Annotated in this window: 21 protein-coding genes; 15 read left to right on the plus strand and 6 right to left on the minus strand. The window is 34.1% G+C overall.

Annotated elements, in window-relative coordinates:
- The first annotated feature begins 48 nt into the window (after window positions 1-48).
- A complete protein-coding gene (locus tag AC1RPG_RS04420) occupies window positions 49-861 on the plus strand; it encodes a sugar phosphate isomerase/epimerase (RefSeq protein WP_481761528.1) in 813 nt (270 codons plus the stop codon).
- Between the two features lie 30 nt (window positions 862-891).
- Here AC1RPG_RS04420 and AC1RPG_RS04425 read toward each other — a convergent pair whose 3' ends face one another.
- The 4 genes from AC1RPG_RS04425 to AC1RPG_RS04440 form a co-directional block, all read right to left on the minus strand.
- Window positions 892-2,184 (minus strand): APC family permease, encoded by a 1,293-nt coding sequence (locus tag AC1RPG_RS04425; RefSeq protein ID WP_481761527.1) that lies wholly within the window; start codon window positions 2,182-2,184, stop codon window positions 892-894.
- 103 nt (window positions 2,185-2,287) lie between these two features.
- Window positions 2,288-2,515, minus strand: coding sequence for a DUF2922 domain-containing protein (locus AC1RPG_RS04430; RefSeq protein WP_409022132.1), 228 nt, complete (start codon window positions 2,513-2,515; stop codon window positions 2,288-2,290).
- 22 nt (window positions 2,516-2,537) lie between these two features.
- Complete coding sequence (locus tag AC1RPG_RS04435) at window positions 2,538-2,738, minus strand: DUF1659 domain-containing protein (protein ID WP_409022133.1); 201 nt, start codon at window positions 2,736-2,738, stop codon at window positions 2,538-2,540.
- 99 nt (window positions 2,739-2,837) lie between these two features.
- The gene (locus AC1RPG_RS04440; protein ID WP_481761526.1) at window positions 2,838-3,401 is read right to left on the minus strand and encodes a sigma-70 family RNA polymerase sigma factor; all 564 of its coding nucleotides are present in this window, start codon (window positions 3,399-3,401) and stop codon (window positions 2,838-2,840) included.
- 258 nt (window positions 3,402-3,659) lie between these two features.
- Between AC1RPG_RS04440 and AC1RPG_RS04445 the strand changes: the two genes are divergently transcribed.
- From AC1RPG_RS04445 to AC1RPG_RS04455, 3 genes are all read left to right on the plus strand, one after another.
- Window positions 3,660-4,511: a competence protein ComK gene (locus AC1RPG_RS04445; RefSeq protein WP_481761525.1), complete on the plus strand. Its 852-nt coding sequence runs from the start codon at window positions 3,660-3,662 to the stop codon at window positions 4,509-4,511.
- A 90-nt stretch (window positions 4,512-4,601) separates the two neighbouring features.
- Window positions 4,602-5,702, plus strand: a complete 1,101-nt coding sequence (locus tag AC1RPG_RS04450) for a glucosaminidase domain-containing protein (RefSeq protein WP_481761524.1) — start codon at window positions 4,602-4,604, stop codon at window positions 5,700-5,702.
- 65 nt (window positions 5,703-5,767) lie between these two features.
- Entirely contained in the window at window positions 5,768-7,480 is a 1,713-nt protein-coding gene (locus tag AC1RPG_RS04455) for an N-acetylmuramoyl-L-alanine amidase (RefSeq protein ID WP_481761523.1), read from the plus strand.
- 39 nt (window positions 7,481-7,519) lie between these two features.
- On the opposite strand, the gene rlmD is transcribed toward AC1RPG_RS04455, so the two are convergent.
- Window positions 7,520-8,917 carry a 23S rRNA (uracil(1939)-C(5))-methyltransferase RlmD gene (gene rlmD / locus AC1RPG_RS04460; protein ID WP_481761522.1) on the minus strand — a complete coding sequence of 466 codons (1,398 nt, stop codon included), beginning with the start codon at window positions 8,915-8,917 and terminating at the stop codon, window positions 7,520-7,522.
- A 105-nt stretch (window positions 8,918-9,022) separates the two neighbouring features.
- On the opposite strand from rlmD, the gene recX reads away from it, so the two are divergent.
- The 10 genes from recX to hxlB all read left to right on the plus strand — a co-directional run bounded on the left by recX (window position 9,023) and on the right by hxlB (window position 17,428).
- On the plus strand, window positions 9,023-9,832 hold the full coding sequence (recX, locus tag AC1RPG_RS04465; RefSeq protein WP_481761521.1) for a recombination regulator RecX: 810 nt from the start codon (window positions 9,023-9,025) through the stop codon (window positions 9,830-9,832).
- A complete protein-coding gene (gene mutY / locus AC1RPG_RS04470; RefSeq protein ID WP_481761520.1) occupies window positions 9,829-10,950 on the plus strand; it encodes an A/G-specific adenine glycosylase in 1,122 nt (373 codons plus the stop codon). The genes recX and mutY overlap by 4 nt, the downstream gene beginning before the upstream one ends.
- 82 nt (window positions 10,951-11,032) lie before the next feature.
- The gene (gene ntdP / locus AC1RPG_RS04475; protein WP_481761519.1) at window positions 11,033-11,590 is read left to right on the plus strand and encodes a nucleoside tri-diphosphate phosphatase; all 558 of its coding nucleotides are present in this window, start codon (window positions 11,033-11,035) and stop codon (window positions 11,588-11,590) included.
- 160 nt (window positions 11,591-11,750) lie between these two features.
- Entirely contained in the window at window positions 11,751-12,731 is a 981-nt protein-coding gene (locus tag AC1RPG_RS04480; protein WP_481762409.1) for a LacI family DNA-binding transcriptional regulator, read from the plus strand.
- Window positions 12,732-12,962: 231 nt separating this feature from the next.
- Complete coding sequence (locus AC1RPG_RS04485; protein ID WP_481761517.1) at window positions 12,963-13,220, plus strand: hypothetical protein; 258 nt, start codon at window positions 12,963-12,965, stop codon at window positions 13,218-13,220.
- A 16-nt stretch (window positions 13,221-13,236) separates the two neighbouring features.
- Window positions 13,237-13,983: a sugar phosphate isomerase/epimerase family protein gene (locus AC1RPG_RS04490; RefSeq protein ID WP_481761628.1), complete on the plus strand. Its 747-nt coding sequence runs from the start codon at window positions 13,237-13,239 to the stop codon at window positions 13,981-13,983.
- Window positions 13,984-13,986: 3 nt separating this feature from the next.
- On the plus strand, window positions 13,987-15,273 hold the full coding sequence (locus tag AC1RPG_RS04495; RefSeq protein ID WP_481761516.1) for a gluconate:proton symporter: 1,287 nt from the start codon (window positions 13,987-13,989) through the stop codon (window positions 15,271-15,273).
- Window positions 15,274-15,303: 30 nt separating this feature from the next.
- Window positions 15,304-16,263 (plus strand): sugar kinase, encoded by a 960-nt coding sequence (locus AC1RPG_RS04500; protein WP_481761515.1) that lies wholly within the window; start codon window positions 15,304-15,306, stop codon window positions 16,261-16,263.
- On the plus strand, window positions 16,263-16,889 hold the full coding sequence (locus AC1RPG_RS04505) for an orotidine 5'-phosphate decarboxylase / HUMPS family protein (protein ID WP_481761514.1): 627 nt from the start codon (window positions 16,263-16,265) through the stop codon (window positions 16,887-16,889). The genes AC1RPG_RS04500 and AC1RPG_RS04505 overlap by 1 nt, the downstream gene beginning before the upstream one ends.
- Window positions 16,886-17,428 carry a 6-phospho-3-hexuloisomerase gene (gene hxlB / locus AC1RPG_RS04510; RefSeq protein WP_481761513.1) on the plus strand — a complete coding sequence of 181 codons (543 nt, stop codon included), beginning with the start codon at window positions 16,886-16,888 and terminating at the stop codon, window positions 17,426-17,428. Before AC1RPG_RS04505 ends, hxlB begins: the two co-directional genes overlap by 4 nt.
- A gap of 72 nt (window positions 17,429-17,500) precedes the next feature.
- On the opposite strand, the gene AC1RPG_RS04515 is transcribed toward hxlB, so the two are convergent.
- Window positions 17,501-19,501, minus strand: coding sequence for a hypothetical protein (locus AC1RPG_RS04515; protein ID WP_481761512.1), 2,001 nt, complete (start codon window positions 19,499-19,501; stop codon window positions 17,501-17,503).
- Window positions 19,502-19,732: 231 nt separating this feature from the next.
- On the opposite strand from AC1RPG_RS04515, the gene AC1RPG_RS04520 reads away from it, so the two are divergent.
- Window positions 19,733-24,676, plus strand: coding sequence for a CDP-glycerol glycerophosphotransferase family protein (locus AC1RPG_RS04520; RefSeq protein ID WP_481761511.1), 4,944 nt, complete (start codon window positions 19,733-19,735; stop codon window positions 24,674-24,676).
- Window positions 24,677-24,736: the final 60 nt, after the last annotated feature.

Here is a 24,736-nt window from a genome sequence, read left to right on the forward strand (position 1 = left end):
TATTTTCACCCAATTTAATGCTAACATAGTACCAAGGAGATGATTCAAATGACAATACCATTAGGATTAAAGGCGGGAACTGACCCAATTCAACTCCATGATCGGTTACAACATAATCCAGATATTTTTGAATTCTATCTAAATGAATTTGATGTTTCTGGAGATGGATTAAAACGATTATCAGATGAGATTGATGAGGTGAAGGCAACTACGAAGAAGATTGTCATGCATCATCCAATGAAGGTTGGTGAACAATCTGTTGAATTAGCCGTTTCCGAAACAGCTGATCCTAGGTTATATCGTTTTGTTAGAGAAAGTACTGAGACATTGATTCAGCTCGCAAAAGATAAATCAATTCAAACCCTCATTCATGGTTCATATAATCGACAAACGCCAACAATTATTGCTGAATATCCTAATTTTGAGGTTGCGGAATCAGCGTTATTTAATCGGATGGATTATTATCAAAAATATGGACAAAATAACGTCATGTTTGAGAATTCGATTTCTGATTTATTTTATTATGGGTCTGAAGAGATGGATCAGTTTATTCTACAAAAAGGGTATCGCTTAGCATTTGATACATCGCATGCCTTTATTAAACAAGCAGGTAGTAATACTGACTTACAAGCGAGTTTGAAACGGTTAATGCCAAATATCGTCCATTATCACTTAGTCGATTCAATGGGTAAATTTCATGATAGTTTAACTTTAGGAAAAGGCAAGATTGATTGGAAGTTAGCATATCCTTTGCTTAATCCAAATGCAACGACTATTTACGAAATTGATTTAGAAAATCAAAATGATTGTCGCGAAATGTTGGAAAGTCATGAATATCTACAAAATTTAATAGAAAAATAACCATTGGTTTTGAACTTTCAAAATCAATGGTTATTTTTTTCGGTTATCAAACCAGTAGAGTAAACACCCTAGTACTAACACGATAACGCCGAATAAGATGATTTTCCAATTAAAACTTAACAGTAAGTAAAGTGAGATAATTAATGCAAGGCTTGGAATAATTGGACCACCTGGTAATTTGAAACCTTTTGGTAAATTTGGATCATTATTGAATTTAAATGTTGCTAGAATTGTTGGTACATATTGGACAAACGATGCAAAGACAATGCATGATACTAAGAATAAATAACTACCGCTAAGTAGCAGGAGGATGCTTGTGATAGATGTCACAATGATTGCGATAACCGGTGTATTGTGTTTACTTTGCTTACCGATTATTTTTGGTAAAAGCTGATGTTCATTTGCTAGCGATGCAGCCACAATAGGTGTATTGAATGATACTGAGATGGCAACCCCAAGAATAGAGATCAACATCCCAATGATAATGATCATATAACCCCACTGACCAAAGATACTTTTGAATGCCGCAGCAATTGGTAATGAGTACGATCCTAAGTTAGGGCCAAGGATACCCACGGCAACCGTTTGAAGTAAAACATATAATAAAGTCACCGTTGCAATAACGCTTAATAGTGCTTTCGGAATATTCTTTTCCGGATTATCCATTTTAGCAGCAGCAATCGGTAAAAATGAAAAGCCAGTATACATATAAAAAATGACACCAAATGCTGTATTAAATTTCGTAAATAACTGAGTGTTACTGTGAATATCAGTCGGAATCATGGGCGTAAAATGAGCATCCTTAATGAAGAAAGCACCGACAATAATAAAGAGTAACATGATAAATACTTTAGCTGCAGAAGACAGATTGTCTGCGAAATCTAGAATAGCTGTTCCAAAATAATTAATGATGCCTAGAATAATGACTAAGGCAATTGCTGAAACATCATAAATAAGCGTTTGTTGTAATGCTGGAAAAAGTATTTTTAAGACAGTTAGTAACGCAGCAATTTCGGCTGACAAAGTCACTACGCCTAATATCCAAGTAAATATACCAACTTGAAAACCAGTAAATTTACCGAATGCATTATAGGCATATAACCAAGCCGCACCATCTTCCGAAAATTTACTTGCTAGTGTTGCGTAACAGAGCACAATCATGGTGACTGCTAATGCTGCAGCGATAATTGTAAAGATACTGAGTGGTCCAATATCATTATAAATTTTACCAGATAATAAGAAAATCCCCGATCCAATAATACCGTTAATTCCTAACAAGAAAACCGTGAAAAACGTCATTTTTTTATCTTCTATTTTATTCATTACAATCCCCCTAAATTTTAGAATAGCCAATATGATGTTAAAAGGCAATTGATAGGTGCTATGAGGGTACAAAAAAAGCCAACAATTAAGTTGGCTTTTACGGTTAAACTAAATCGTTTGTGTAGATTGGTGTTTCAATGGTTTCAACAAATTGTGCTGAGATAGGGGTTACGAACATTTTTTCGTTATCACGATGGAATAAATCAGAACCTGTAATGTCATCCATGGCTTTCTTAACGGTTGCTGGATCTAAATCTGTATTAACGTAACGTAATTTCATATGGCGCGTTTTACCCGCTTCATTTTTAAATGCTAAATCTAATTGTTTCATATAATTTCCTCCTTAGGTTTGATTAAGCTAAAAGACTTGATTCTGTGCGGATGGTCATTTTAACGGTGTTATCACCAGTTAATGAAGCAACTGTAGCGCCGAGTTGTGCAATAGCTTCGTTAGAGGCATTTTCAGTAATGTTAGCGAATGAACGTTTACGTTCAGAGCCGTCAGAACTTAATCCCTCAACGATAACGTTTGTTTTTACCCAAGTTTTACTCATATATGTTCTCCTTTGTGTGTCTATATTTGATAAGTGCCGCGACGCCTTACATAGATAATAAAGAATCGGTTAACCATTTTGTAAAGCAAATACTGATATTTATTCTTGATTCATTTGAGCAATGACTAAAAGTACTTTCCGACCGACGCTATTACGCCAGTTATAGGCTGTTTGACGGCTAACATGATGACTGGCAGCAATTTCTGTGACTGTTTTGTGTCTAATATAACAATCGACTAGATAATGTTGTTCGGCGTTTGAACAGAGGTCATAGAGTGATTTAAAAAGGTGTTCTGTAAATAATTTTTCAGCGATAGTATCTTGTGTTTGGAGGGTTAAATCAATGATGGAATCAGTTGGATTAGTTGAATCATCCTTATTAGGTTCTAAATGCGTTTGTTGATTAGATTGTCGATTAATTAAATCAAGAAGTCGCCAGTAGACACGTTGATAGGCGTAAACCATGAAAGTTTGTTCATTATCTTCAATAGTTTTAGGGTATTGGTCATATGCAGCGCTGAATGCTAATCGTGCTTCTTGTACGAAATCGTCATATGAAGCATGCGATTGATTAATCGACATTCTTTTTAGAACACCAAAGATAAGTTTTTCACGGTCATTTTTCAGTAGAAAAGCTAGACCTGGGTTTATTTGATTTGACATATTAGTAGAGTTGCCTCGTTTCTTTTAAGATCCCTTGGCCAAGGTTCTTAATTAGAATACGAGGTTATTCAATTTTAAAATAGACGACGAAATGAGCGTATTTATGGGTTTTTGATGAGCATTTAAGAATTAAAGGTAGACTATTAATTTTCTTAAGATAAACTTAACAATTAGACTTAAGTTCACACAAGATTAGTTACAATTAAATCTGTAACATAGGATAAGTTGTTAAATGAAAGTAAGAAAAGGAGTAGGCTATTGAACTTGGAGAATGAATTAGAACGGGATTTTAAAGAAATTATAGATTATCCAGAAACACGCTTATTGACTGTTGGGTCTCAATATTGGCGAAACTTGTTGGAGAATCATCCAATAATAGACGTTACGGATGATCATTTTTTTACAGAACATGGAATTGTAACGGATAACTATCAAGTGAACATGGAGACAACTTTGTATATTCACCATATAACACACAGACGGGATGATTTACGATCCATTATTTTTGATAAGCATAAAGATATTTTATTATGTAAATACACAACAACAAATTTTGTGAATCGCTTGATTAATGAAAAAATTCTAACTTTTGTCGCAATGCGTGCGATTGTGTCATTAGTTGAAAAGAAACAAGCTCTACCTTACACATGTGGTATGTATCAGTTATTTCCAGATAGTGGGCCATCAAAACGGGATGCCTCATGGACGGCAGGACACCATCTTGCTAATATTTCCGATGTAGAAAATGGAACTGATTTATTTTTCAACAATGGATTAAGAATTAGAGTTCAAAGTAAGTATTCGCAATTTCTAAAGCAATTAAATTTAGCGCATCTTTTTACAGATATTCAAGTTTCTTTGGCCAGTAAAATAGCTGCAGAACTTGGTTTTGAAAATCCAACACCCCAATTTAGATATCATGATGCTATCTTATCTTTAGTTCAGAACAGACGTGATACCTATGTGGATAAAATAGATTTCATTAAGGAAGTTAAGCATTTATTAGCCATCTACACGTTGAAAGGGTATTCTGATGAATCACCTGACGACTCAATTATCAAAAAAACGTGTAGTTGGGCGCATACTAATAGAGGCATTATGCGTTACTAATTGTAATCATAATGTAACGGAAAAAGGCGTTATTAGACATGCAAATTTGATATAATTAAAGCTGATAATTTCGGAAAAATAGGGGGAAATATGAAAAATAAAAAGTTGTTAACAAAATTAGTTACGGTAACATTTGTTGCTATTACGGGATTTAGCTCAATAAACTTACCAATTGGGAATCAAAGTAAAAATGAATCAACAGTTACGGCAGCCACGACTGCCCAAACAAAGGCTCTCATTGAAAAGAATGGACCAACGATTCAAGCAGTGTCAAAAGATAAAAACTTGTATCCATCAGTGATGCTATCACAGATGATTCTTGAATCTTCTTGGGGTCAAAGTACGTTGGCAAAAAAGGCTAATAATTTTTTTGGTATGAAGGGTGCCTATAAGGGACAATCATATTCAGTTAAATCATTGGAATATAATAGCAAAGGGAAAGCTTATTATGCGGTGTCTAAATTTAAAAAATACCCAAATGCTAAAGCATCTATTCAAGATTATGCCAACCATTTACGTAACGGTGTAAGTTGGGATGCTAAGTATTACTCAGGTACATGGCGTGAAAAAGCTAGTACTTATCAAAAAGCAACAGCATCATTGAGTTTAAAATACTCGACAAGTAGTGCCTACGGTAAAAAATTAAATAACTTAATTTCTAGATATAATTTAGCTAGTTTAGATAATACCGTTAAAGTCGCTTATAATGGCGCAGCCGGTTCTGAAACAGTCAAAGTAGCTAATACTGGTTACCGTCTTTACAATCATGTTAAAGGAACAGCAGGTAGTCGTGATAAAGGTGCGGCTGCTAAGTTGACAGGTAAGACAGTCTATGCGGACATGCGTGGCGTAAAAGAAGGTAGCACAACTTGGTATCGAGTAAGAGTTAAAGGCACATCAACGAAGTATTGGATCTATAAACAAGCATTAAAATTAAGAAAAACAAGTTATTCTACAGTAAAAAATACAGGAAATTTTAATAATAAATCATATCAGTTACATAATCATGTTTATAATTCAGATTATTTATCTAAAAAGACAGGTCAATCAAAAACACATAATAATAGAACTTATACAATTAATAAAAAAGCGATTATTACTGATTACAATGGGTCTAAATCAACGATGTACCGAGTCAAAATTGGATCTACTAATCATTGGGTCTATAAGGGAGCCATTAATAAACATTAATTTATTAGGTTGTTGAACTAATATTGCTAAGGGATAGCAATAAAAAAATAGGAGAGTTATTGAAAATGCAGAAAAAAATAGTAATGGGTTTTGCCATTGTTTTGGGGATTGTAGCGGCTGGATTAATGAATCAATCAGTTTCGGCTTCATCAAAGGTAAATAATTATATACATTCTCAACATATTGCACCAAATGAGATTACAAGTGCTATCTGGGGTGGTTTTCCAACCGATGATATGACTTATCGTCAAGGTAAACCAGAAGGTGTTGTTGTTCATGAAACAGCTAACCCATCATCTACCATATATGGTGAAATGGCTTTTATGAAAGCCAATTATGGTAATGCATTTGTGCACAGTTTTGTTGACGATCATAATATTATTAATATTGCAAAAACGAACGTCATGTCATGGGGCTCTGGTCCTAAAGGTAACCAACGTTTCGTGCAATTTGAAGAAACGCGTGTTCATAGCAAGTCGGCATTTGCACGAGAAGTTAATAATGCCGCCTACTATACTGCCTATATTTTACAACAATATGGGTTGAAACCAAGTTTAGCAACTGCTAGCAATCATGGAGCGGGCGCAACAGTTTGGGCACATGCAGATGTCAGTAAGTATTTAGGTGCAACTGATCATGGTGATCCAGTTGGTTACTATAGCGAATCTGGTAATAAATGGTTTAATGAGTCATATTCAATGTCAGACTTGTATGATTTAATCAAAGAATACTACACACAATTAGGTGTGAAGGTCGCATATCACAGTGCAGCTGGATCAGAAACTGTTCAGATGAATAATACAAGTTACCGTCTTTATAACCATGTTAAAGGGACGGTCGGCGCAGTCGATAAAGGTTCAAGCAGCAAGTTAAGCGGTAAAACATTGTATGCAGATATGCGTGGTGTTAAAAATGGTAGCACTACTTGGTATCGCGTCCGTGTTAAAGGGACATCCACAAAATATTGGATCTATAGTGACGCCTTAAAATTAAGAAAAGTAAGTTACTCACCAATGAATGTTTCAGCTAAATTTAATGGTAAGTCATATCAGTTACATGATCATGTATACAATTCAGATTATCTATCTAAAAAGACAGGTGATTCAGCCAATTATAAAAATAGAACATATACAATTAATCAAAAAGCCGTTATAACTGATTATAATGGTGCTAAATCAACGATGTATCGTATTAAAATTGGTTCAGATGATCATTGGGTTTACACAGGAGCAGTCAATAAGGATGCACTAGTTAATTTAGAAATGCATAGTGCATCTGGTTCAGAAACTGCAAAAGTTAATAGTAATAAATATATGCTTTATAACTCAGTTAAGAACTCTACTGATAATACGGTTAACTATGGTTCTTCAACACAATTAACTGGGCAAACAGTGAAATTATTAGCTCGAGCAGAAAATAGAAGCCAAGGAACAACTTGGTATCAAATTAAATCAGGATTAAATAAATATTGGGTTTATTCAAAGGCCTTAACATTTAATCAATCAATTACTTATAAGTCACTTAAACAGACTGGAACCGTAAGTACGACAAGCACTTACTACTTGCATAATCATGTTTATAATTCAGCATATTTATCAGTAACAACAGGAAGAGCAAGTGATGCTACAATTAGAGGTAAAGCAGTTAATGTAGATTGCATGGCTACAATTAAAGAAAATGGTAAAGAAGATTCATATATGTACCGTTTTACAGTTATTGAAACAGGAAAGACCTATTGGGCTTATGGTAGCGTCTTAGTTGGTCGAACGAATAGTTAAAGCAAAAAAAGAAGCCATTTTATGGCTTCTTTTTTTGCTTTATTTTCCTGAAGAACGACGTGATAATTTAACGACGGCTTCAACTTTTGATGTTTGTGGGAACATATCAACGGGTTGAATATAATCAACGCGGTATGATTTTGTTAACAATTCTAAATCTTTTGCGAGTGTCGATGGATTACATGATACATAAACAAATTTTTTAGGACGACTCTTATTGATGGCTTCAATTAATTGATCATCTAAACCAGTACGTGGTGGATCAACAACTAGGGCATCAGGTACGAAACCTTCTTCCAACCATTTAGGTAAGATATCTTCAGCTTTACCAACTTCATATGTGGTATTTTCTTGATGTGATAGAACAGCATTTTCTCGTGCATCTTCAATCGCTTCAGGTGTTGTATCCATACCGCGAACTTCTTTAGCACCATGGGCAACATAAAGGCCAACGGTACCAACACCACAGTAAGCATCAACTAATGATTCATTTTTATCTAAGTTAAGAGCTTTATTGATTTCATCGTATAAAACGCCAGTTTGAACTGGGTTTAATTGGAAGAAAGCACGTGCTGATAATTTGAATTTCATTTTACCAAGACGTTCCATGATGAAGTCTTGGCCAGCGATATTAATGGTTTCGTCACCCCAAATAAGTGATGTTTCACCTTTGTTGATATTTTGCATGACAGAAGTAACCATAGGTAATTCTTCTAAGATATGCATAACTAGTTCACGTTTCTTAGGTAATTTTGCCGAGTTTGTGATGAAGGTTAATTGAACCTCACCGGTATCAAAAGATTCACGAACAACAAGCGTTTTGATAATACCTGATTTAGCTTCTTCATTGTAAATAGGAATTCCGAGTTCCTCTAATAACGCAACAACGTGACGAATAACAAGCATTGTTGTAGGACGTTGCGTACTGAATTCTTTTAAGTCTACTAAATCATGACTCTTTGGTTTGTAAAGTCCAGCGATGACGTGACCATCTTTTTCGCGAACTTGGAATTGCGCTTTATTACGGTATTCATATGGATTTTGCATACCGATAGTTTCTTTTAAATCATAGTGTTCATAACCACGCGGTTTATATCTTTCTAAAGATTGTACGATAACATCTTTTTTGAAAGCTAATTGGCCTTTGTAGTTTAAATGTTCTAATTCAATTCCGCCGACTTCACTGTATGTTGCGTCTTTTGGTTCAACGCGAACAGGACTTTGTTTACGAATTTTATGAATTTTAGCGTTGATATAAGAATCTGCAACACTAGTGACTTCTGCTACAACGACTTCGTCTGGAAGAGCACCAGGTACGAATGTAATCTTACGTTTGTAATAGCCGATGCCTTCACCATTAATACCTAAGCGTTTAATAGTTAAAGGAAAACGTGAACCGGCTTCAATTTCTGATCCAAATTCTTGATTGTCTGACATATTTTTATAAACTCCTTATTGCTTTTTTCTTATTATAACACAGGAATATTGGCATTTTGGCAGTTCAAAGATATAATAACAAGATAAGCATTTAAAGGAGTCTATATGACAAAAAAAATCACAAAAATAACCACACAAAAACGTGCTGGACGATATAATGTCTTTCTGGATGAAAAATATGCTTTTCCAATTGGGGAAGAAGTTCTTATTTCATTTCATCTTGCTAAAGGGATGGAATTAGATGAGGCATTAATTAAACAAATTGCTGATGCAGATGATCGTTCAAAAGCGTATTCAAAAGCGTTAAACTATTTATCAACGCAAATGCGAACCGTAAAAGAGATTAAGGATTATTTGAAGAAACATGAAATTACGGAAGACGCGATTGAAGAAACAATCGAAAAGTTATATGAATTTAGATTAGTAAATGATCTTGAATATGCTAAAAGTTACGTTAGAACAATGATGCACACGTCGGATAAAGGACCAACAGTCATTCGCCAAAAGTTACGATTAAAAGGTGTTGCAGCTGAAAGTATTGATGAAGCCTTAGAAGAATTTCCAGTTGATGACCAATTAGAAAATGGAATTAAAGTCGCCGAAAAATTAGTTAAGCATTACCACGATCAATCGTTTAGTAATTTAAAGAACAAGGTTCGTCAGGCATTAATGACTAAAGGCTTTAAGTCTGATGACATTTCACAAATAATGGATGCCTTAGAACTTGAAATTGATCCCGAAGCCGAATGGGATGCACTTGTTAAACAAGGGGATAAAGTCTGGAAACGGCAACGTCGCTTGGAAGGTAGTCAGCGCGCCATGAAAGTTAAACAGGGGCTATTTCAAAAAGGGTTTCAGTTTGATGATATTAATGAATATATTGAGCTGAAAGAACAAGATGAGGCGCTTGAATGATAATGTGGGATGACGCAAAAATCACAGCTTTTCAAGAGGCATTGTTAACTTGGTATGATAGTGAAAAAAGGGATCTTCCTTGGCGCAGAGACCATGAACCCTACCATATTTGGGTATCAGAAATTATGCTCCAACAAACACAAGTAAATACGGTTATTCCGTACTATGAACGATTTATGGAATGGTTTCCGAGTGTTGAAAATTTTGCTAATGCGCCAGAAGAACGTATTTTAAAAGCATGGGAAGGACTCGGTTACTATTCAAGAGTTCGAAACATGCAAAAAGCAGCAAAACAAGTTGTTCAAGATTATTCTGGGCAATGGCCGCAAACAGCTAAGGAACTGCAAAATTTAGTTGGAATTGGGCCATATACTGCCGGAGCAATCGCAAGTATTGCTTTTAACGAAGTTGTTCCTGCCGTTGATGGTAATGCTTTTCGTGTATTTTCACGCTTATTTGAGATAGAAGATGATATTGCGAAACCACAGACCCGACTTATTTTTGAAAAAGTCATTCAACAAATTATTTCTAAAGAAAGACCTGGAGACTTTAACCAAGCTGTCATGGATTTGGGTTCAAGTTACATGAGTGCTAAGAATCCAGATTCTGAACATTCTCCAGTTAAGTCGTTTAATCAAGCTTATTTAGATGGTAAAGAACTTGATTATCCAGTGAAATCAAAGAAGCCGCGACCAGTTGAAATGCCCTATATTGCTTTGATAATTGAAACAAAAAAAGGGTATTTATTTGAGAAACGTTCTAGTAAAGGGATGCTCGCAAATTTATTAGCGTTTCCTTTAATTAAGCTGGAAGAACTGGAAGACAAACCAGGAGACGTGTTATTAACGGATGATTTAGTTATAAAATTAGGCCAATGGAGCCAAGATAATTTGAACCATAAGTTGATTTTTTCAGCATTAGAAGGTTCCGTCGTAAAACATACCTTTACCCATCAAAAATGGTTAATTGAATTATTTACCGTGAAAAGTAAATCGTTTGACTTAAGTTATTTTCCTGGCGAATTCATACTTGAAAAAGATTTTGACCAGATTGCAGTTCCTAAAGTACAACAAAAAATTTGGGACAAATATATCAGCCTTTCTTCAAATAAATTTTAGTAAAATAGTTCTTTTTTTGGTATAATATTCATGCAATCGATGTAAAATGCACTACGTGTTTAGAAAGTGGGTTTTGGTAGAGATGAGTAATCAGTCAAAGGAGCCTAAAGAGGGCGACTTCATTACCATAAAGAGTTATAAACACGACGGTAGTTTGCATCGAACATGGCGTGATACGATGGTGTTGAAAACAAGTGAGAATATGATTATTGGGTGTAATGATCATACATTGGTGACCGAAGCAGATGGCCGGCGATGGGTGACCAGAGAACCAGCAATTATCTTTTTTCATAAACACTATTGGTTTAATATTATAGCCATGATACGTGATAACGGCGTTTCTTATTATTGTAATTTGGCTTCACCAGCCACGTTAGATAAGGAAGCTTTGAAATATATAGATTATGATTTAGATGTCAAAGTTTTCCCAGATGGTGAGAAACGGTTATTGGATGTAGATGAATATGCAGAACACGGGAAAAAATGGGAATATTCTGACGATATCGATAAGATATTGAAGTATAACGTCCGAACACTTGTGGACTGGATAGATAACGGGAAAGGGCCATTTTCTAAAGAATATATAGATATCTGGTACAATCGTTACCTCGAACTAGCGGAACGTGAAAATAATAAATAAAAAGGATAATTCTGAATTTTAAGTAGAATTATCCTTTTTATTTACTATTTTAGTGAGGTATTTTCTAATAAATTGAGCAGTATGGTAATATATAGATAGTTTAGCAACGGAATAAAAGGAAAACTAGACGAAATAATATAATTAATGAATGGATGAAAAAATGGCTACTAAAGCGAATATAAAAGATGTTGCAAGTAAGGCAGATGTTTCAATCGCAACTGTATCACGTTTTTTGAATGGTAAAACAGAGCGTATGTCTAAAGAGACAGCATTGAAAGTCCAAAATGTGATTAAAGAATTAAACTATGTCCCTAATGACGCGGCTAGACAGATGATTACAAAAAAAAGTCGAATGATTGCTACAATTGTTTCAGATGTGGATGATTATTTTGCCACAGAAATGTTTAAAGGTATTAGCTCAATTTTAGATGCACAAGGTTATACAGCGGTTTTATTTGATTCCGATTCTAATAAATATAAAGAACAAGGTATCCTTAAAATTATTGGCGAAAAATCGTTTGATGGACTAATCATGCAACCAATACTTAGAAAAGAAGCCGATTTAAGGGATGCGGTTAGACGAGACATGCCCATTGTTATTGTTGATCGTGAACTTTCTGATTCTAGTTTAGCTAATGTTGTTACAAATAACTTTGATATTAGCCAACAAGTAACAAGATATTATCTAAATCAAGGATTTGATCAAGTCATTATCATTACTGGTGAAGTGACAGGTATTTCAACTCGGGAAGAGCGGTATAACGGAATTAATTCGGTCAGTCCAGACACTAAGGTGATTGAGGTTATAGATGGTGATACAAAATTAAATCAAACATATGCTGAACTGAAAAATAGATTAATACGTGATGATAAAAGAACGCTTGTATTTGCGTTGAAGGAACGTTGGTTGCTTTACTTACTACCTAAAATTATCGCTGATGGATTCATGGTCAATCAACGGGTAGCGGTAACGGGATTTTCAGATACTGAAGTCATAAAAGCGATTAATTCAGGAACTTCGTTGATTAATCAAAATCCTTTTTTACTAGGTGCTAGTGCAGCAGAATTATTGTTGAATGAATTAAATGGTGAAACAAATACGAAAAATAAAAAAATAATTATACCTGCTGAATTTAAGTAGATACTAATATGGAAAAGACTTGCTCAAGGGTAAGTCTTTTTTTATTGTCCTTAAAATGTAATTTAAAGTTAAAAAAATAAACAGGCTAGATACCTTACTGGAGTAAACGTTTACCTTGTTTAGAAATATATATTTATATTTAAGACTTGCAATTATGGAATACTGCATATATACTATCCATGTAAACGTTTACCTAACTTGTTAATAGATAATGAATTGGAGGCGCTAAAAATGGATAAAAGAACTTTTTTAGATGTTGATAAATTTGCGTTGGGCTTTGCCTCTACAACTGTAGAGGCTAAGTTTGAGGATGAAAACATGGTGAAAACGGCTAAGAATTACCTTGCAGCCTATTTGACGGCATATTACTTAGCAGAAAATTTTAACGAGATAGAACGAGAAAATTTTGATAATAAAAATGCAGAAAAATTCGAGGACATGAATTTTGAGACATTAATGAATAGGGTAAAGAAACTCAATAAATATTAATATTGGAGGAAAAATGATGACAGTTATTTTAAATACATGGATTTTTGAGAATGATGTAGAAAATGGAATTAAACAGGATGAATTGGTTGATCGCGTTTCAAAATTAAGTGTTGACGGTATCGAAGTTAGACGTGAATATTTTAAAGATTTAGATAGTGAATTACCCAAAGTTGCAAAAAAAGCAAAACAATACGGATTAATTGTTAATTATAGTGTTCCTGATCAAGTTTTTTTAGACAATGGCACGTTAAACCCTAAATTAGTTACTTATTTTCAAGAAGGTTTAATTATGGGAATCAAAAAAATTAAATTTAATATTGGAAATTTTGCGGCATTTACTGGAGATTTAAAGCAGGCTTTTAGTGAATTTCCTTTAGACAAAATAACAATGAATGTTGAAAATGATCAAACTGCATTAAGTGGCAGTGTTAAGGCATTAACGACATTTTTAGAAAGTGCTAAACGACAAAATGTGCCTGTTGGTTATGTTTATGATCTTGGTAATTGGGCTTTTACGAAACAAGATGCTATTCAGAGTGCAGATGAGCTTTCACAATACACGGACTATATCCATTTGAAAAACGTTATTAATAATGCTGGAAACTTAATGACGTCGAAAAATTTAGATGAAGGAATGTTTGATTGGCGAGCTATTTTAGCCCATCTACCAAAAAAAGTGGCTTTCGCTCTTGAATATCCGATGGATAACAAAGCGTTAATTCAATCCCAGATAGTGTTATTAAAAAAAGAAATTGAGGACTAGCTTATGGCAACCCTAATACCGATTTTATTATTAATCACTTTTGTAGGATTTATTATTTATATTTTAAAGGGTGGAAACATCATGGTCGGGTTCTTCGTAATGGCTATTTTATGGTCTATCATTGGACAAATTCCATTCGATAAGGCAGTTCAAAAAGTATTTGCTGAACCAGCATTGAATTATGGACCGACAATTATCTATATTGCATTTGGATCATGGTTCGGAAGGGTTCTTGTTGATAGTGGGATTGCGCCTGCAATTTCAGAAGCAACAAAAAAAGTTGGGAAAAAACGACCATTAATAGCAGCTATTTTAATTGTTTTGGTAACAGCGTTTATTTTTGTAAGCGCATACGGAGTGGGATCTGTGATTGCGATAGGGGTTATCTTATTACCAATCATGTTATCCCTAGGTATTCCAAGAGACATCGCACTTACTGCATTTGTCATGTCAATTGGGGCACCAATGTACATTAATGTTGTTTTATTCAATCAAATTAAAGCATTTTTTCCAAATGCCGTATACGGCGGACAATACTTAATCTTCGGTTGGACAGCAATGACAGTTCAATTAATCGCGGTAATTATTTTCTTAGTTTTACATCGCAAGAAATTTACTCAAGAAAATGTTGATTCAAATCTAAAAATTATTGGTGAGACACAACAAAATTCTGAAAGTCGCCCCATACCAAAAATTGCATTTGTTGCACCAATTATTCCGGTCGTTATGAATATGATTTTCGGCTGGGATGCTATTCCAGGATTAACTTTAGCAACATTGTTTGCGATAGCTGTTACTGGAAATATGAAAGGATATAAAAATTTCGTCGACTTCTTGAATAGTACGATTCAAAAAGCGATTGGTGATATCGCAGGATTGATTATGTTTTTAATGGCGTTAGTGATGTTTGCTGGTGCTGCTCAGTTGAACGCTGTTAGGTTTCAACATGTATTTAGTCTGATATTACCGCATGACCATTTAATCCTTGCTATTGTATTTGGAGTATTAGCACCGCTCGCGTTATTCAGAGGTCCGTTACATGTTTGGGGTGCTGGAGCTGCAACTGCAGCGGTTCTTTCGGGAACCGGGTTGTTCAATGATGCCTTCTTATTACCACTTCTCTATGTGCCTGCGCTTCTTGCTGTTTCAACAGGAATCACGCAATCATGGAATGTTTGGGGCCTTGATTATATGAAAGTTCAATCAAAAGATTTATTAAAAAGAGGTGTTCCAATCATGTGGTTTGTTTCAATTATTAATGAAGTTTTAGTTTATTACTTTTTCGGTTAAAATTAAGAGACATGAAGGGAAGAAAATATAATGAGTGAAGTTATAACAATTGGCGAACCAATCATTACATTTGCCTCAAAAGATATGGATCAAAGCTTATCAGAATCAGTTAATTATGTGAAAATATTAGGTGGCGCAGAATTAAACGTAGCGATCGGAGTTAAACGCTTAGGGCATGATGTTGAATATGTTTCTCGAGTTGGAACAGAACCTTTTGGCCAATACGCGAAGAGTATTATTTCAGGACATGGTGTGGGTATCGATTATATTAGCGAAAGTGAAAATCATTGGACGGGGCATCAATTGAAACAACTCGTATCAACGGGTGACCCAGAGACTTTTAATTACCGTAAAGGGTCAGCTGCAGCTCATTTAACAAGTGATCGAATTGATGCAATAAATTTAGATGATGTTAAAATAGCGCATATGTCTGGTATTTTCCCAGCTATTTCAGATGTGGCCGAAAAAACATTTAGAACGTTATTAACACGCCTTGTGGATAACCAAAAATTCATTACATTTGACCCTAATTTACGACCAACATTGTGGAAAAGTAAAGATTATATGGTTGCGACCGTTAATGAACTGGCAGGTTATGCAGATGTTGTTTTACCAGGTGTTGAAGAAGGAAAAATTCTGATGGGCAGTGATAATCCAGAAGAAATTGCCGACTTTTATTTAAAAGGCAAACGGACAAAAACGGTAATTGTTAAAATAGGTGCAAGTGGTGCATTTATCAAAAATTCAGATGGTAGTATGAAAACGATTAAAGGCTTCAAAGTGGATAAAGTTGTGGATACTGTTGGTGCAGGCGATGGATTTGCATTAGGCGTTATTACAGCATTATTGGAAAACAAATCTATGGAGTCAGCCGTTTTACGAGGAAATGCAGTTGGTGCGCTTCAAGTTCAGACACCAGGTGATAATGATGGCTACCCAACACCTAAAGAACTACAGGATTTTTATAAAAAGGAAGGCGTACAGGAATAATGAAATTACAAGTCGCTATTGATCGCGTTACGTTAGAAGACCTTATGGAGAGCGTCAGCTACTTAGATGGTGTTGTCAATGTCATCGAAGTTGGGACCTCTTTGATTAAAGATTATGGGATAAATGCGTTAAAATCTGTTACGGAAAAAGTTAATCAATCAGAAGTATTATTTGATTTAAAGACAATTGATGAGGGTGTTTATGAATTTGAAAAGGGATTCTCTGCTAACGCGGATACGTTAACGGTTATGGCAAGTTCGTCAATTGATACGATTGAACAAGTTTATGAATTAACGGTTAATCAGAAAAAAAACATTCTGATAGATTTATTGGAAGTAGATGAGACGAAAATTGAAAAATTACAAAAATTTGATGAAGCCATTTTTGGATTACATTACTCACATGATAAGAAAGATCAAGATTTTGATGCCGTAAAAGCGGTGGCTGAATTCCATGCTAAATTTCCAAATATAAAAAAAATCGCGGTTGCCGGTGGTATTGATATTGAACAGGCAAAAAGATTGGCTGTTCAAGGTATCGTGGAAAGAATCATTGTTGGTGGTAAAATAATGAATAATGAGAAACCATTAGATATGGCAAAAAAATTTATGGAGGTTATTAAATGAGTTTACTTGATGAAATAATGGATGAAATTAACGCGGTCATTGCTAAAGTTAGTGATGACCAATTAAATGGTGCTGAGAAGTTAATTACGAAAGATAAAAGAATTTTTATCTTAGGTGCTGGGCGATCTGGGTTAATGGCAAAAGGATTCGCAATGAGATTAATGCATATCGGTTATACGGTCTTTGTAATTGGTGAGACAATTACACCGTCAATTGCAGAAGGGGATGTGCTAGTTTCTGTTTCTGGCTCTGGGACAACTAAGAGTGTACTTGAACCAACTGAAAGTGCTAAGAAAATTGGCGTTAAAGTAGTCGGGCTTACAAGTAACGGCGAGTCTCCTTTAGCGAAAGTATCTAACTCAGTTGTCGTTGTGCCTGGTGCAACAAAAGCTGATAATAGTGTAAAGTCAATCCAATTATTGAGTACGCTATTTGATCAAAGTGTGCATATTGCTCTGGATGCATTAGTGCTGAAGGTAAGTCGTAGAGACAACGTATCAAATGATCAGGCGAAGGCGAGCCATAGTAATTTAGAATAAAAAATAGCAACTATCATTTTTAAAATGGTAGTTGCTATTTTTTAGGATAACTATAGTTACAACAATGGTTGATTAATAACCGGCTGTTGTTGACTTAATTAACTCAGGTGTTCTATTAAATAACATGTAGGCGTAACCGTTAATGATTTGCATCCCTTCAGTTTCTCGTGAAGAATTGATACGGGTATACGAAACATCATTTGTTGTTAAGGCACTGTTATGATTATTATCAACTGTTAATTTCGAAGCGTTAACAGCGACAAAAGCGTCATCTGTTACGAGGTAAACTTTATTTGTTTTTGAACTATAAGCAATTGATTGTGGAGAGTCACCCACCCGGTTGGCTAATTGTCCAACGACTTTTACGGTGACTTTATTGTCGGCATCTATAGATCCCTTCCAAATTCGAATATACTTACCGGCTGAACCAGATCCGCTACCAATCATTGTGTATGAATAGAAGTTATTGTTATCTGCAAAAGTTAAATTATTACTTTGCATAAAATTACCATAACCATCGTTCCATTGCATATTAGTATAGTTATCAGGTGCTAGCGTTGACGAATTGATATGTTGAATAGTTACTGTGTCGGATTCAGTAAGTGATTTTGAGCTTGTATCACGATACATGTAGAGACCTTTATTTGAACCATTTGTTTTATAATCTAAAGATTGACCATGGCCTATTATGAATTCAGGACCGACTTTAATGATAGATTCATATTTTTTGTATGCATTATATTTAGAAACATAGAAATTATATTTACCTTTATAAGTTGAAGCAGGGTAGTTTGCTTTGTAGTAGCTAAGAGATTGCGATTGACGGAGGTAGTAAAAAGCCTGCCATAATTCTCCAAATCCCTTACTATTATTTAGATTTAATGCGTTCATCTTATCAGTATCAAAACGGACAATCTTACCAGTTCCTTTTTTCGAATCAGTTGAGATTGATGCATAAAGGTAGTGACCATTGATAACAAATCCTTGTATATTACCCCAATCACCACTTGATTTATATGAAGCAGTTAAGAAATAATTTGTTTTAAATTGTTTTGAACCAGTTGCATTATAAGTACTACCTGATTTTGTTGTTGCATCAACTGAAGAATAATTAGGCTTTTTTTGATAGAAATTAGTAGCCGCAGTATTTGCTAATTTATTGCCTGTATCTAGGCTACCATCATGCATATCAACAAGAACATCTGTAGCAGGTGTCCAGGCTGCTAAATAGCCACTATAAATCCAACCGAGATCGTTTTTCCCAGTTTTAACATATGAAAATTTAGCGCCATCTTGTGTTCGTGTTTCTGTTTTGGTGATATATAAATCAGTATCGAAGTAATTTTTTGAATAATGTGTTGTTTTATTTCCATAAATAGTGTTTAGTGGTGCGTTATGAATGTTAGAGATGTCAGACGTGATACGATATTTAGTTTTTGATGAAGAAGTTTTGATATCTTTAACGGTTTCGTAATTCGTTAATGCTTTAGTATTCACATAACCATACAAAGTTCCGTCACTATATGTTAGTTTTGAGTAGCTTACATTTGATGCCGTTGTAATTTTTTTGGAAATGTAGAAAGTGGTTGAGTGATAACTAGTACCATAGTGCATAAATGTAGAAGCACCGTGTAATGCTCTTGGATAACTGTAAACATTATAAGCATTTGTTTTAATTCTAACAGGTGTATGGTTACTATCTGATTTATCTGTTTTGGGAGATGCATAAACGGTTGTGGCTTTGGTATTTATATAGCCATACGCTTTTCCAGCACCATTAACTAGCCAAGAATATGATTTTCCATCTGATAATTTAATCGTTTTTGTGATGTAAAAAGTTGTTGAATGATAACTTGAACCATAGTGCATGAACTTTGATTTTGAATTTAAAGTTCGAGGGTAAGCATAAACATTATAAGCTTTCGTTTTAATTCTAACAGGCGCATGTGCAATGTATTTTGAAGATGATAGTTTAACTTTTGCTGAGACAGAGCTAGATGTACTGTGACTGGCTATCCCTAAGCCAAGTGCTGTAAACAGTAATGTGATCCCAATGAATTTACTGATTTTCATAATTTAGAACTCCCCTATAAAATATATTTTGTGCCTTCTAATTATACATGAATATGACTGATAGGCCAATTCATTATTTGAATGGAACGGGGTTATTAATACTGATCAAAAAGTTATGGAACAGTTAAATACCATGGAATGTAATATAAAAAAAATATATTATTATAAATAGGAATGATATAATTATTAGATATTTGGACAAAAGAATTGTTAAGGAGAATACAATTAATAATGACAAAAAATAATGGATTACTCTCAGTTGTTATTTTGGGATACAATGTTGAAGAGTTCATTGAAGAAAGTATTGAATCAGTTCTTAACCAAAGTTATGAACAATTAGAAATTATTTTAGTTGATGATGGATCAGTTGATGGGACTGCCGAAATTATGGATCGGTATGTATCACTTTTTGACAATATTAAAGCAATTCACAAAGAAAATGCTGGACCTAGTGCTGCTAGAAATGCAGGAATTGAAGCCGCTACCGGAGAATATATTGCCTTCGTAGATGGGGATGATTTATTACCAGTTGACGCATACAGTCTTTTGATGGGGTCGGTAAAGATGACTGATTCAGACTTGGCAACTGGTGCAGTTAAACGATTTAATTCTAAACGTAGTTCACGTTCTTACATTCATAAATTTGCTATTAAAGATACTGTTTATGAAACATCAATTGCAGAACACCCAGAATTAGTTTATGACACAACTTCATGGAATAAAGTTTATCGATTAAATTTGTTTATCGACAATAATTTGCGCTACCCTGTGGGAATGTTATATGAAGATATTCCTGTGATGATGGCAGCTCATTTATTGGCTAACCATATTGATATTATTACTGATATTGTATACGAATGGCGTTGGCGTGAAGGTGATAGCAAATCTATCACTCAAAGTCGAGGTAATGATATTCAACATTATAAAGACCGATTGGAAATGCTAGAGTTAACGCGTTCATACATGAAAAAATATGGGGCAACTCAAAATGTTATGGATGCATTTGATCTGAAATTATTAACAACTGATATTCCGCTATCAATGCAAGATATTCGAGAATCGGAAGAAGATTACATATTAGAATTTCAAAAAATTACAGTCCTACTTATTAGAACGATTAATCCAGAATTATTTAAGCAATTATCAATTAAAAATCAAATTCAATATGCTGCTGTGTTACAGGGGAATATTAAAGACTTAAAAAAATATAGTTATCGTCGTAGAAATATTGGAAAAATTGTTGAAAAAAATAATCGCTATCAATATGAAGATCCGGCTATCTCTTTAGATGTTGCTAAAGCGGTTGATGTGGGACAATCACAAAAATTCGAACAACGAATCTTAAATGTTTTTTCTGATGAAATGACAAGTGAGATAGTTATTAAGGGTTGGTTGCAACTCAATCAATTGAAAGTTACAAAAAAATTAGACGAAAAATTTACGGTTAATTTGATTAACATTATAAATGGGAAAGAAATGCCAATTACGTTTGAACGAGAAACCGTCAAGCGTCGTCGTCATTTATTTAAGCACCGTAACTATCGTTATTTTAGAATGTCATTTGATCAACAAGAGGCATACAAAATATTAGGAAACGGCATTTGGAAAATACAAGTTAATTATCAAGTTAAAAATATTAATGTGACGGAATTTTTAGCTAATCCTAAGCGTAAATTTATAAGTAATATTTTTTCTGGTAATGATTATCAAATTAAAACTGATTTTAGTTTTGACTGGGCATTAGCTTTTAATGCGATGACTTTGACAGCAAATGAAATAAAGACGGAAAAAAATGTTCAAGCTAATCTAATTCAAGATATTAGTGTGAATGATAGTAAATTAGTGGTCTCTACATGGTTAAATAATCCTGAAAGTACGAAGTTAATTGTTACTGAAAATAGTGATGATGAAATTGCGCCTCAAATTAGTGGACAAAAAATAAATGTTAGTGAACATCAAGTGAAATTTGAATTCTCAATAACTGAAGTAGCCGAGTTAAGTTCTGTAACACAAAAAAGACTCCAGTTAATTGATGAAAAAGAATTGAAATTAAGCTATGAGTTTGAACATGTTGATAAACCGCAAGAATATGAAATAGCACAATATAGTTTACTCGTTCAAAAGAATATGAAGGAAATGATTGGACTAAATATCGCACCACATTTTTCAAAACTAATGGATGTCCAGTGGTTAGATAATAGTCGGCTACGATTAATCGCTGAAAATACATTGTTTCAAAGTTCAGCAGAAAAAATTGTTTTACGTGTAATCGATCAAGAGGAACAATATAAATATCAATTTAATGACGTTACTGTCGATGATAACGGTCAAATAATCGTTAATTTGAATTTAATTAATGAACAACAAGACAGTTTCATTAAGGCAGCAAAATATAATCTTTATCTTGATTTTTATAGTGCTGACCAAGTTGTTCGTTCGCAAATTACAACTGAACCAGAACGTGTAGAAACGCTAGAAAGTCGTACAAATCATTTAGCAAGAACATCATTATACGAAACAAAAAACAATTTTTTGGTTTTAAACCAAAAATTATCGTGGGATAAGCAGGACGCAACCAAACGAAAACGGGCAATTAACTTCTCACTATATTACCCGCTACAACGTTTATTACCTTTAAAGAAGAAAACGATTGTCTTTGATAGTTATTGGGGCGCTTATTTCAATGGTAATGAAAAAGCCATTTATGATTATGTCCAAGAAAACATGCCAGATTATGAATGTGTCTGGTTATTCAAGGATCCGAATACAACAATAACCGGCAATGGTAAACGAGTTCGCTACTTCAGTAAAAAGTATTGGTATTACATGGCGCGAGCTAAGTATTTTATTGAAAATACTAACCTCCCTAACCAATATGCAAAACGAAAAGGACAAGTTGAAGTTCAATCGTTACATGGAACCTTCATGAAAACGATGGGATTTGATGAACCTTATTTCAAAGATGGTTCAAAAGGACGTCAGAATAATTTCATGAAACGAATTAAGCGTTGGGATTATCTTGTTTCACCTTCGCCATATATGGATGAAACAGCTAGTCACGCATTTAATTTTGAAAAAGAGGTTGTTCACTCTGGCTTCCCAAGAAATGATGTACTTTATAAAAAGAATAATGAAACTGATATCCTTAAAATTAAAGAATCTATTGGCATGCCATTGGATAAAAAGGTCGTATTATATGCACCAACCTACCGAAATAAAGACGGATTTGATTTTGAGTTAGATATTAAACAAATGCAAGCTAAATTGAGTGACGAATATGTGTTATTGGTAAGGCTACATTATTTCGTTGCCAATAAAATTGATCTAACTGAATTTGAAGGATTTACTTTTGATGTGTCTAATTATCCAACAGTTGAAGATTTATATTTAATTGCGGATACGTTAATTACTGATTATAGTTCAGTAATGTTTGATTACGCACATCTTAAACGACCAATGATTTTCTTTGCATATGATTTAAAAGATTATACAGAAGATACACGAGGTGTTTATCTCGATTATAATGGTACGGTTCCAGGACCAATTGTGGATACAACGGCAAAAATAATTGACGAATTAAGCGATTTTAATCATCTACAGACAACCTACGCGCAACAATTGATTGAATTTTATGATAAATTTTGTACGTATGGTCGTCAAGGGGATGCTTCAAAGCAAGTTTTTGAAGCAATGATTAGCGATCACTTATTACCACAAGAACCAAGCGTTCAAGTAATTAGAAATAAAATTAAAAAGATCGTTAAGTTTAATAAATGGTATCCAAAAGCATTTGGTATTATCGGTAAAATGTCAAAGAAAGATATTATTATATTTGAAAGTTTCTTTGGTCGTAAATATAGTGATAATCCAAAAGCTATCTATGAATACATGAAAGACCGTTACCCTAAATATAAGATGTACTGGAATGTGAACCAGGATTATGTTGCTTATTTTAAAGAAAATCATATTCCCTATGTGACACGATTCTCATTTAAAGGTATTTTCAAACAAGCTCGAGCAAAATATTGGTTTACGAATGTTCGTCGACCATTATGGTGGGTTAAACCTGAAGGTACAACAATTGTTCAGACATGGCATGGTACGCCATTAAAAACGATTGGTGTTGACGTAAATACAGGGTCAATGCCTGGCGTTGATGCTGCTAAATATCATAGCCAAGTTACAAAAGATTCTGATCGTTGGGATTATTCTGTTACGCCAAATGAATATTCGTCAGATATTTTCAGACGTGCATTCCGTTTGAACCGTAACCAAATGATTAATTCTGGCTATCCTAGAAATGATATTTTAACGAATTATACACAGACAGATATCAATCGTATTAAAGCAAGTTTAGAAATTAATCCAAACAAAAAAGTTATTCTATATGCACCTACTTGGAGAGATAATGAATACGTTAAAGCTGATTATTTCACGGCTAAGTTACATCTTGATTTAGATAAGATGAAAGCAGAACTTGGCGATGATATTATCGTTCTTGTTAGAACGCATTATTTAATTGCTAACTCATTAGATTTAACTGATTATGAAGGCTTTGCGCTGAACGTTGCTGATTATGAAGATATTAATGATTTATATCTTATTAGTGATCTGTTGATTACAGATTATTCATCTGTTTTCTTTGATTTTGCAGCGTTAAAACGTCCTATTATTTTCTTTGCATATGATTTAGATGAGTATGCAAATGATATTCGTGGTTTTTACTTTGACTACGAAAAAGAAGTACCAGGACCAATCGTTAAGGATACAGATGCTGTCATTACTGAGATTAAACGAGCATTTGCAACGGATGAACGCCATCACAATTATGATCAATTTGTAGCGACTTATAATGCTTGGGATGATGGACATGCAACTGAACGGTTAGTTGATTTTGTCATGAATGGACGCGTTTATGAAGCTCAAGAAACAGTAGTTGAAGAAACGACCGTCCATGTTCAAGATGGTGCTGAAGTTTGGTCAAAGGTTTATGGATCTAAAAATTATAAATTTGTAAAAAATATTGATGCCAGAGTTACAAATGAAGGTATCGTGAATAAAACGGGTTATTTAATTGATCCTATTCAAAAAAATAAAGTCGGTTCGACATTACTGTTTATCACGATGAGTGATGGGACAACCGGTTGGATTGATAAAAGTGAAGTAATCAATTAAGCAGTTTAAAGACGCCATTTGGCGTCTTTTTTTTGAATTAATTTATCGTTCAATAATGAG

This window comes from Dellaglioa sp. CoH-57-MRSF-18, assembly GCF_056781995.1.

Coding starts and splice junctions, on each gene's coding strand:
- AC1RPG_RS04420 (WP_481761528.1), top strand. CDS start 49: ATGACAATACCATTAGGATTAAAGGCGGGAACTGACCCAATTCAACTC.
- AC1RPG_RS04425 (WP_481761527.1), bottom strand. CDS start 2,184: ATGAATAAAATAGAAGATAAAAAAATGACGTTTTTCACGGTTTTCTTG.
- AC1RPG_RS04430 (WP_409022132.1), bottom strand. CDS start 2,515: ATGAAACAATTAGATTTAGCATTTAAAAATGAAGCGGGTAAAACGCGC.
- AC1RPG_RS04435 (WP_409022133.1), bottom strand. CDS start 2,738: ATGAGTAAAACTTGGGTAAAAACAAACGTTATCGTTGAGGGATTAAGT.
- AC1RPG_RS04440 (WP_481761526.1), bottom strand. CDS start 3,401: ATGTCAAATCAAATAAACCCAGGTCTAGCTTTTCTACTGAAAAATGAC.
- AC1RPG_RS04450 (WP_481761524.1), top strand. CDS start 4,602: ATGAAAAATAAAAAGTTGTTAACAAAATTAGTTACGGTAACATTTGTT.
- AC1RPG_RS04455 (WP_481761523.1), top strand. CDS start 5,768: ATGCAGAAAAAAATAGTAATGGGTTTTGCCATTGTTTTGGGGATTGTA.
- rlmD (WP_481761522.1), bottom strand. CDS start 8,917: ATGTCAGACAATCAAGAATTTGGATCAGAAATTGAAGCCGGTTCACGT.
- recX (WP_481761521.1), top strand. CDS start 9,023: ATGACAAAAAAAATCACAAAAATAACCACACAAAAACGTGCTGGACGA.
- mutY (WP_481761520.1), top strand. CDS start 9,829: ATGATAATGTGGGATGACGCAAAAATCACAGCTTTTCAAGAGGCATTG.
- ntdP (WP_481761519.1), top strand. CDS start 11,033: ATGAGTAATCAGTCAAAGGAGCCTAAAGAGGGCGACTTCATTACCATA.
- AC1RPG_RS04480 (WP_481762409.1), top strand. CDS start 11,751: ATGGCTACTAAAGCGAATATAAAAGATGTTGCAAGTAAGGCAGATGTT.
- AC1RPG_RS04485 (WP_481761517.1), top strand. CDS start 12,963: ATGGATAAAAGAACTTTTTTAGATGTTGATAAATTTGCGTTGGGCTTT.
- AC1RPG_RS04490 (WP_481761628.1), top strand. CDS start 13,237: ATGACAGTTATTTTAAATACATGGATTTTTGAGAATGATGTAGAAAAT.
- AC1RPG_RS04495 (WP_481761516.1), top strand. CDS start 13,987: ATGGCAACCCTAATACCGATTTTATTATTAATCACTTTTGTAGGATTT.
- AC1RPG_RS04500 (WP_481761515.1), top strand. CDS start 15,304: ATGAGTGAAGTTATAACAATTGGCGAACCAATCATTACATTTGCCTCA.
- AC1RPG_RS04505 (WP_481761514.1), top strand. CDS start 16,263: ATGAAATTACAAGTCGCTATTGATCGCGTTACGTTAGAAGACCTTATG.
- hxlB (WP_481761513.1), top strand. CDS start 16,886: ATGAGTTTACTTGATGAAATAATGGATGAAATTAACGCGGTCATTGCT.
- AC1RPG_RS04515 (WP_481761512.1), bottom strand. CDS start 19,501: ATGAAAATCAGTAAATTCATTGGGATCACATTACTGTTTACAGCACTT.
- AC1RPG_RS04520 (WP_481761511.1), top strand. CDS start 19,733: ATGACAAAAAATAATGGATTACTCTCAGTTGTTATTTTGGGATACAAT.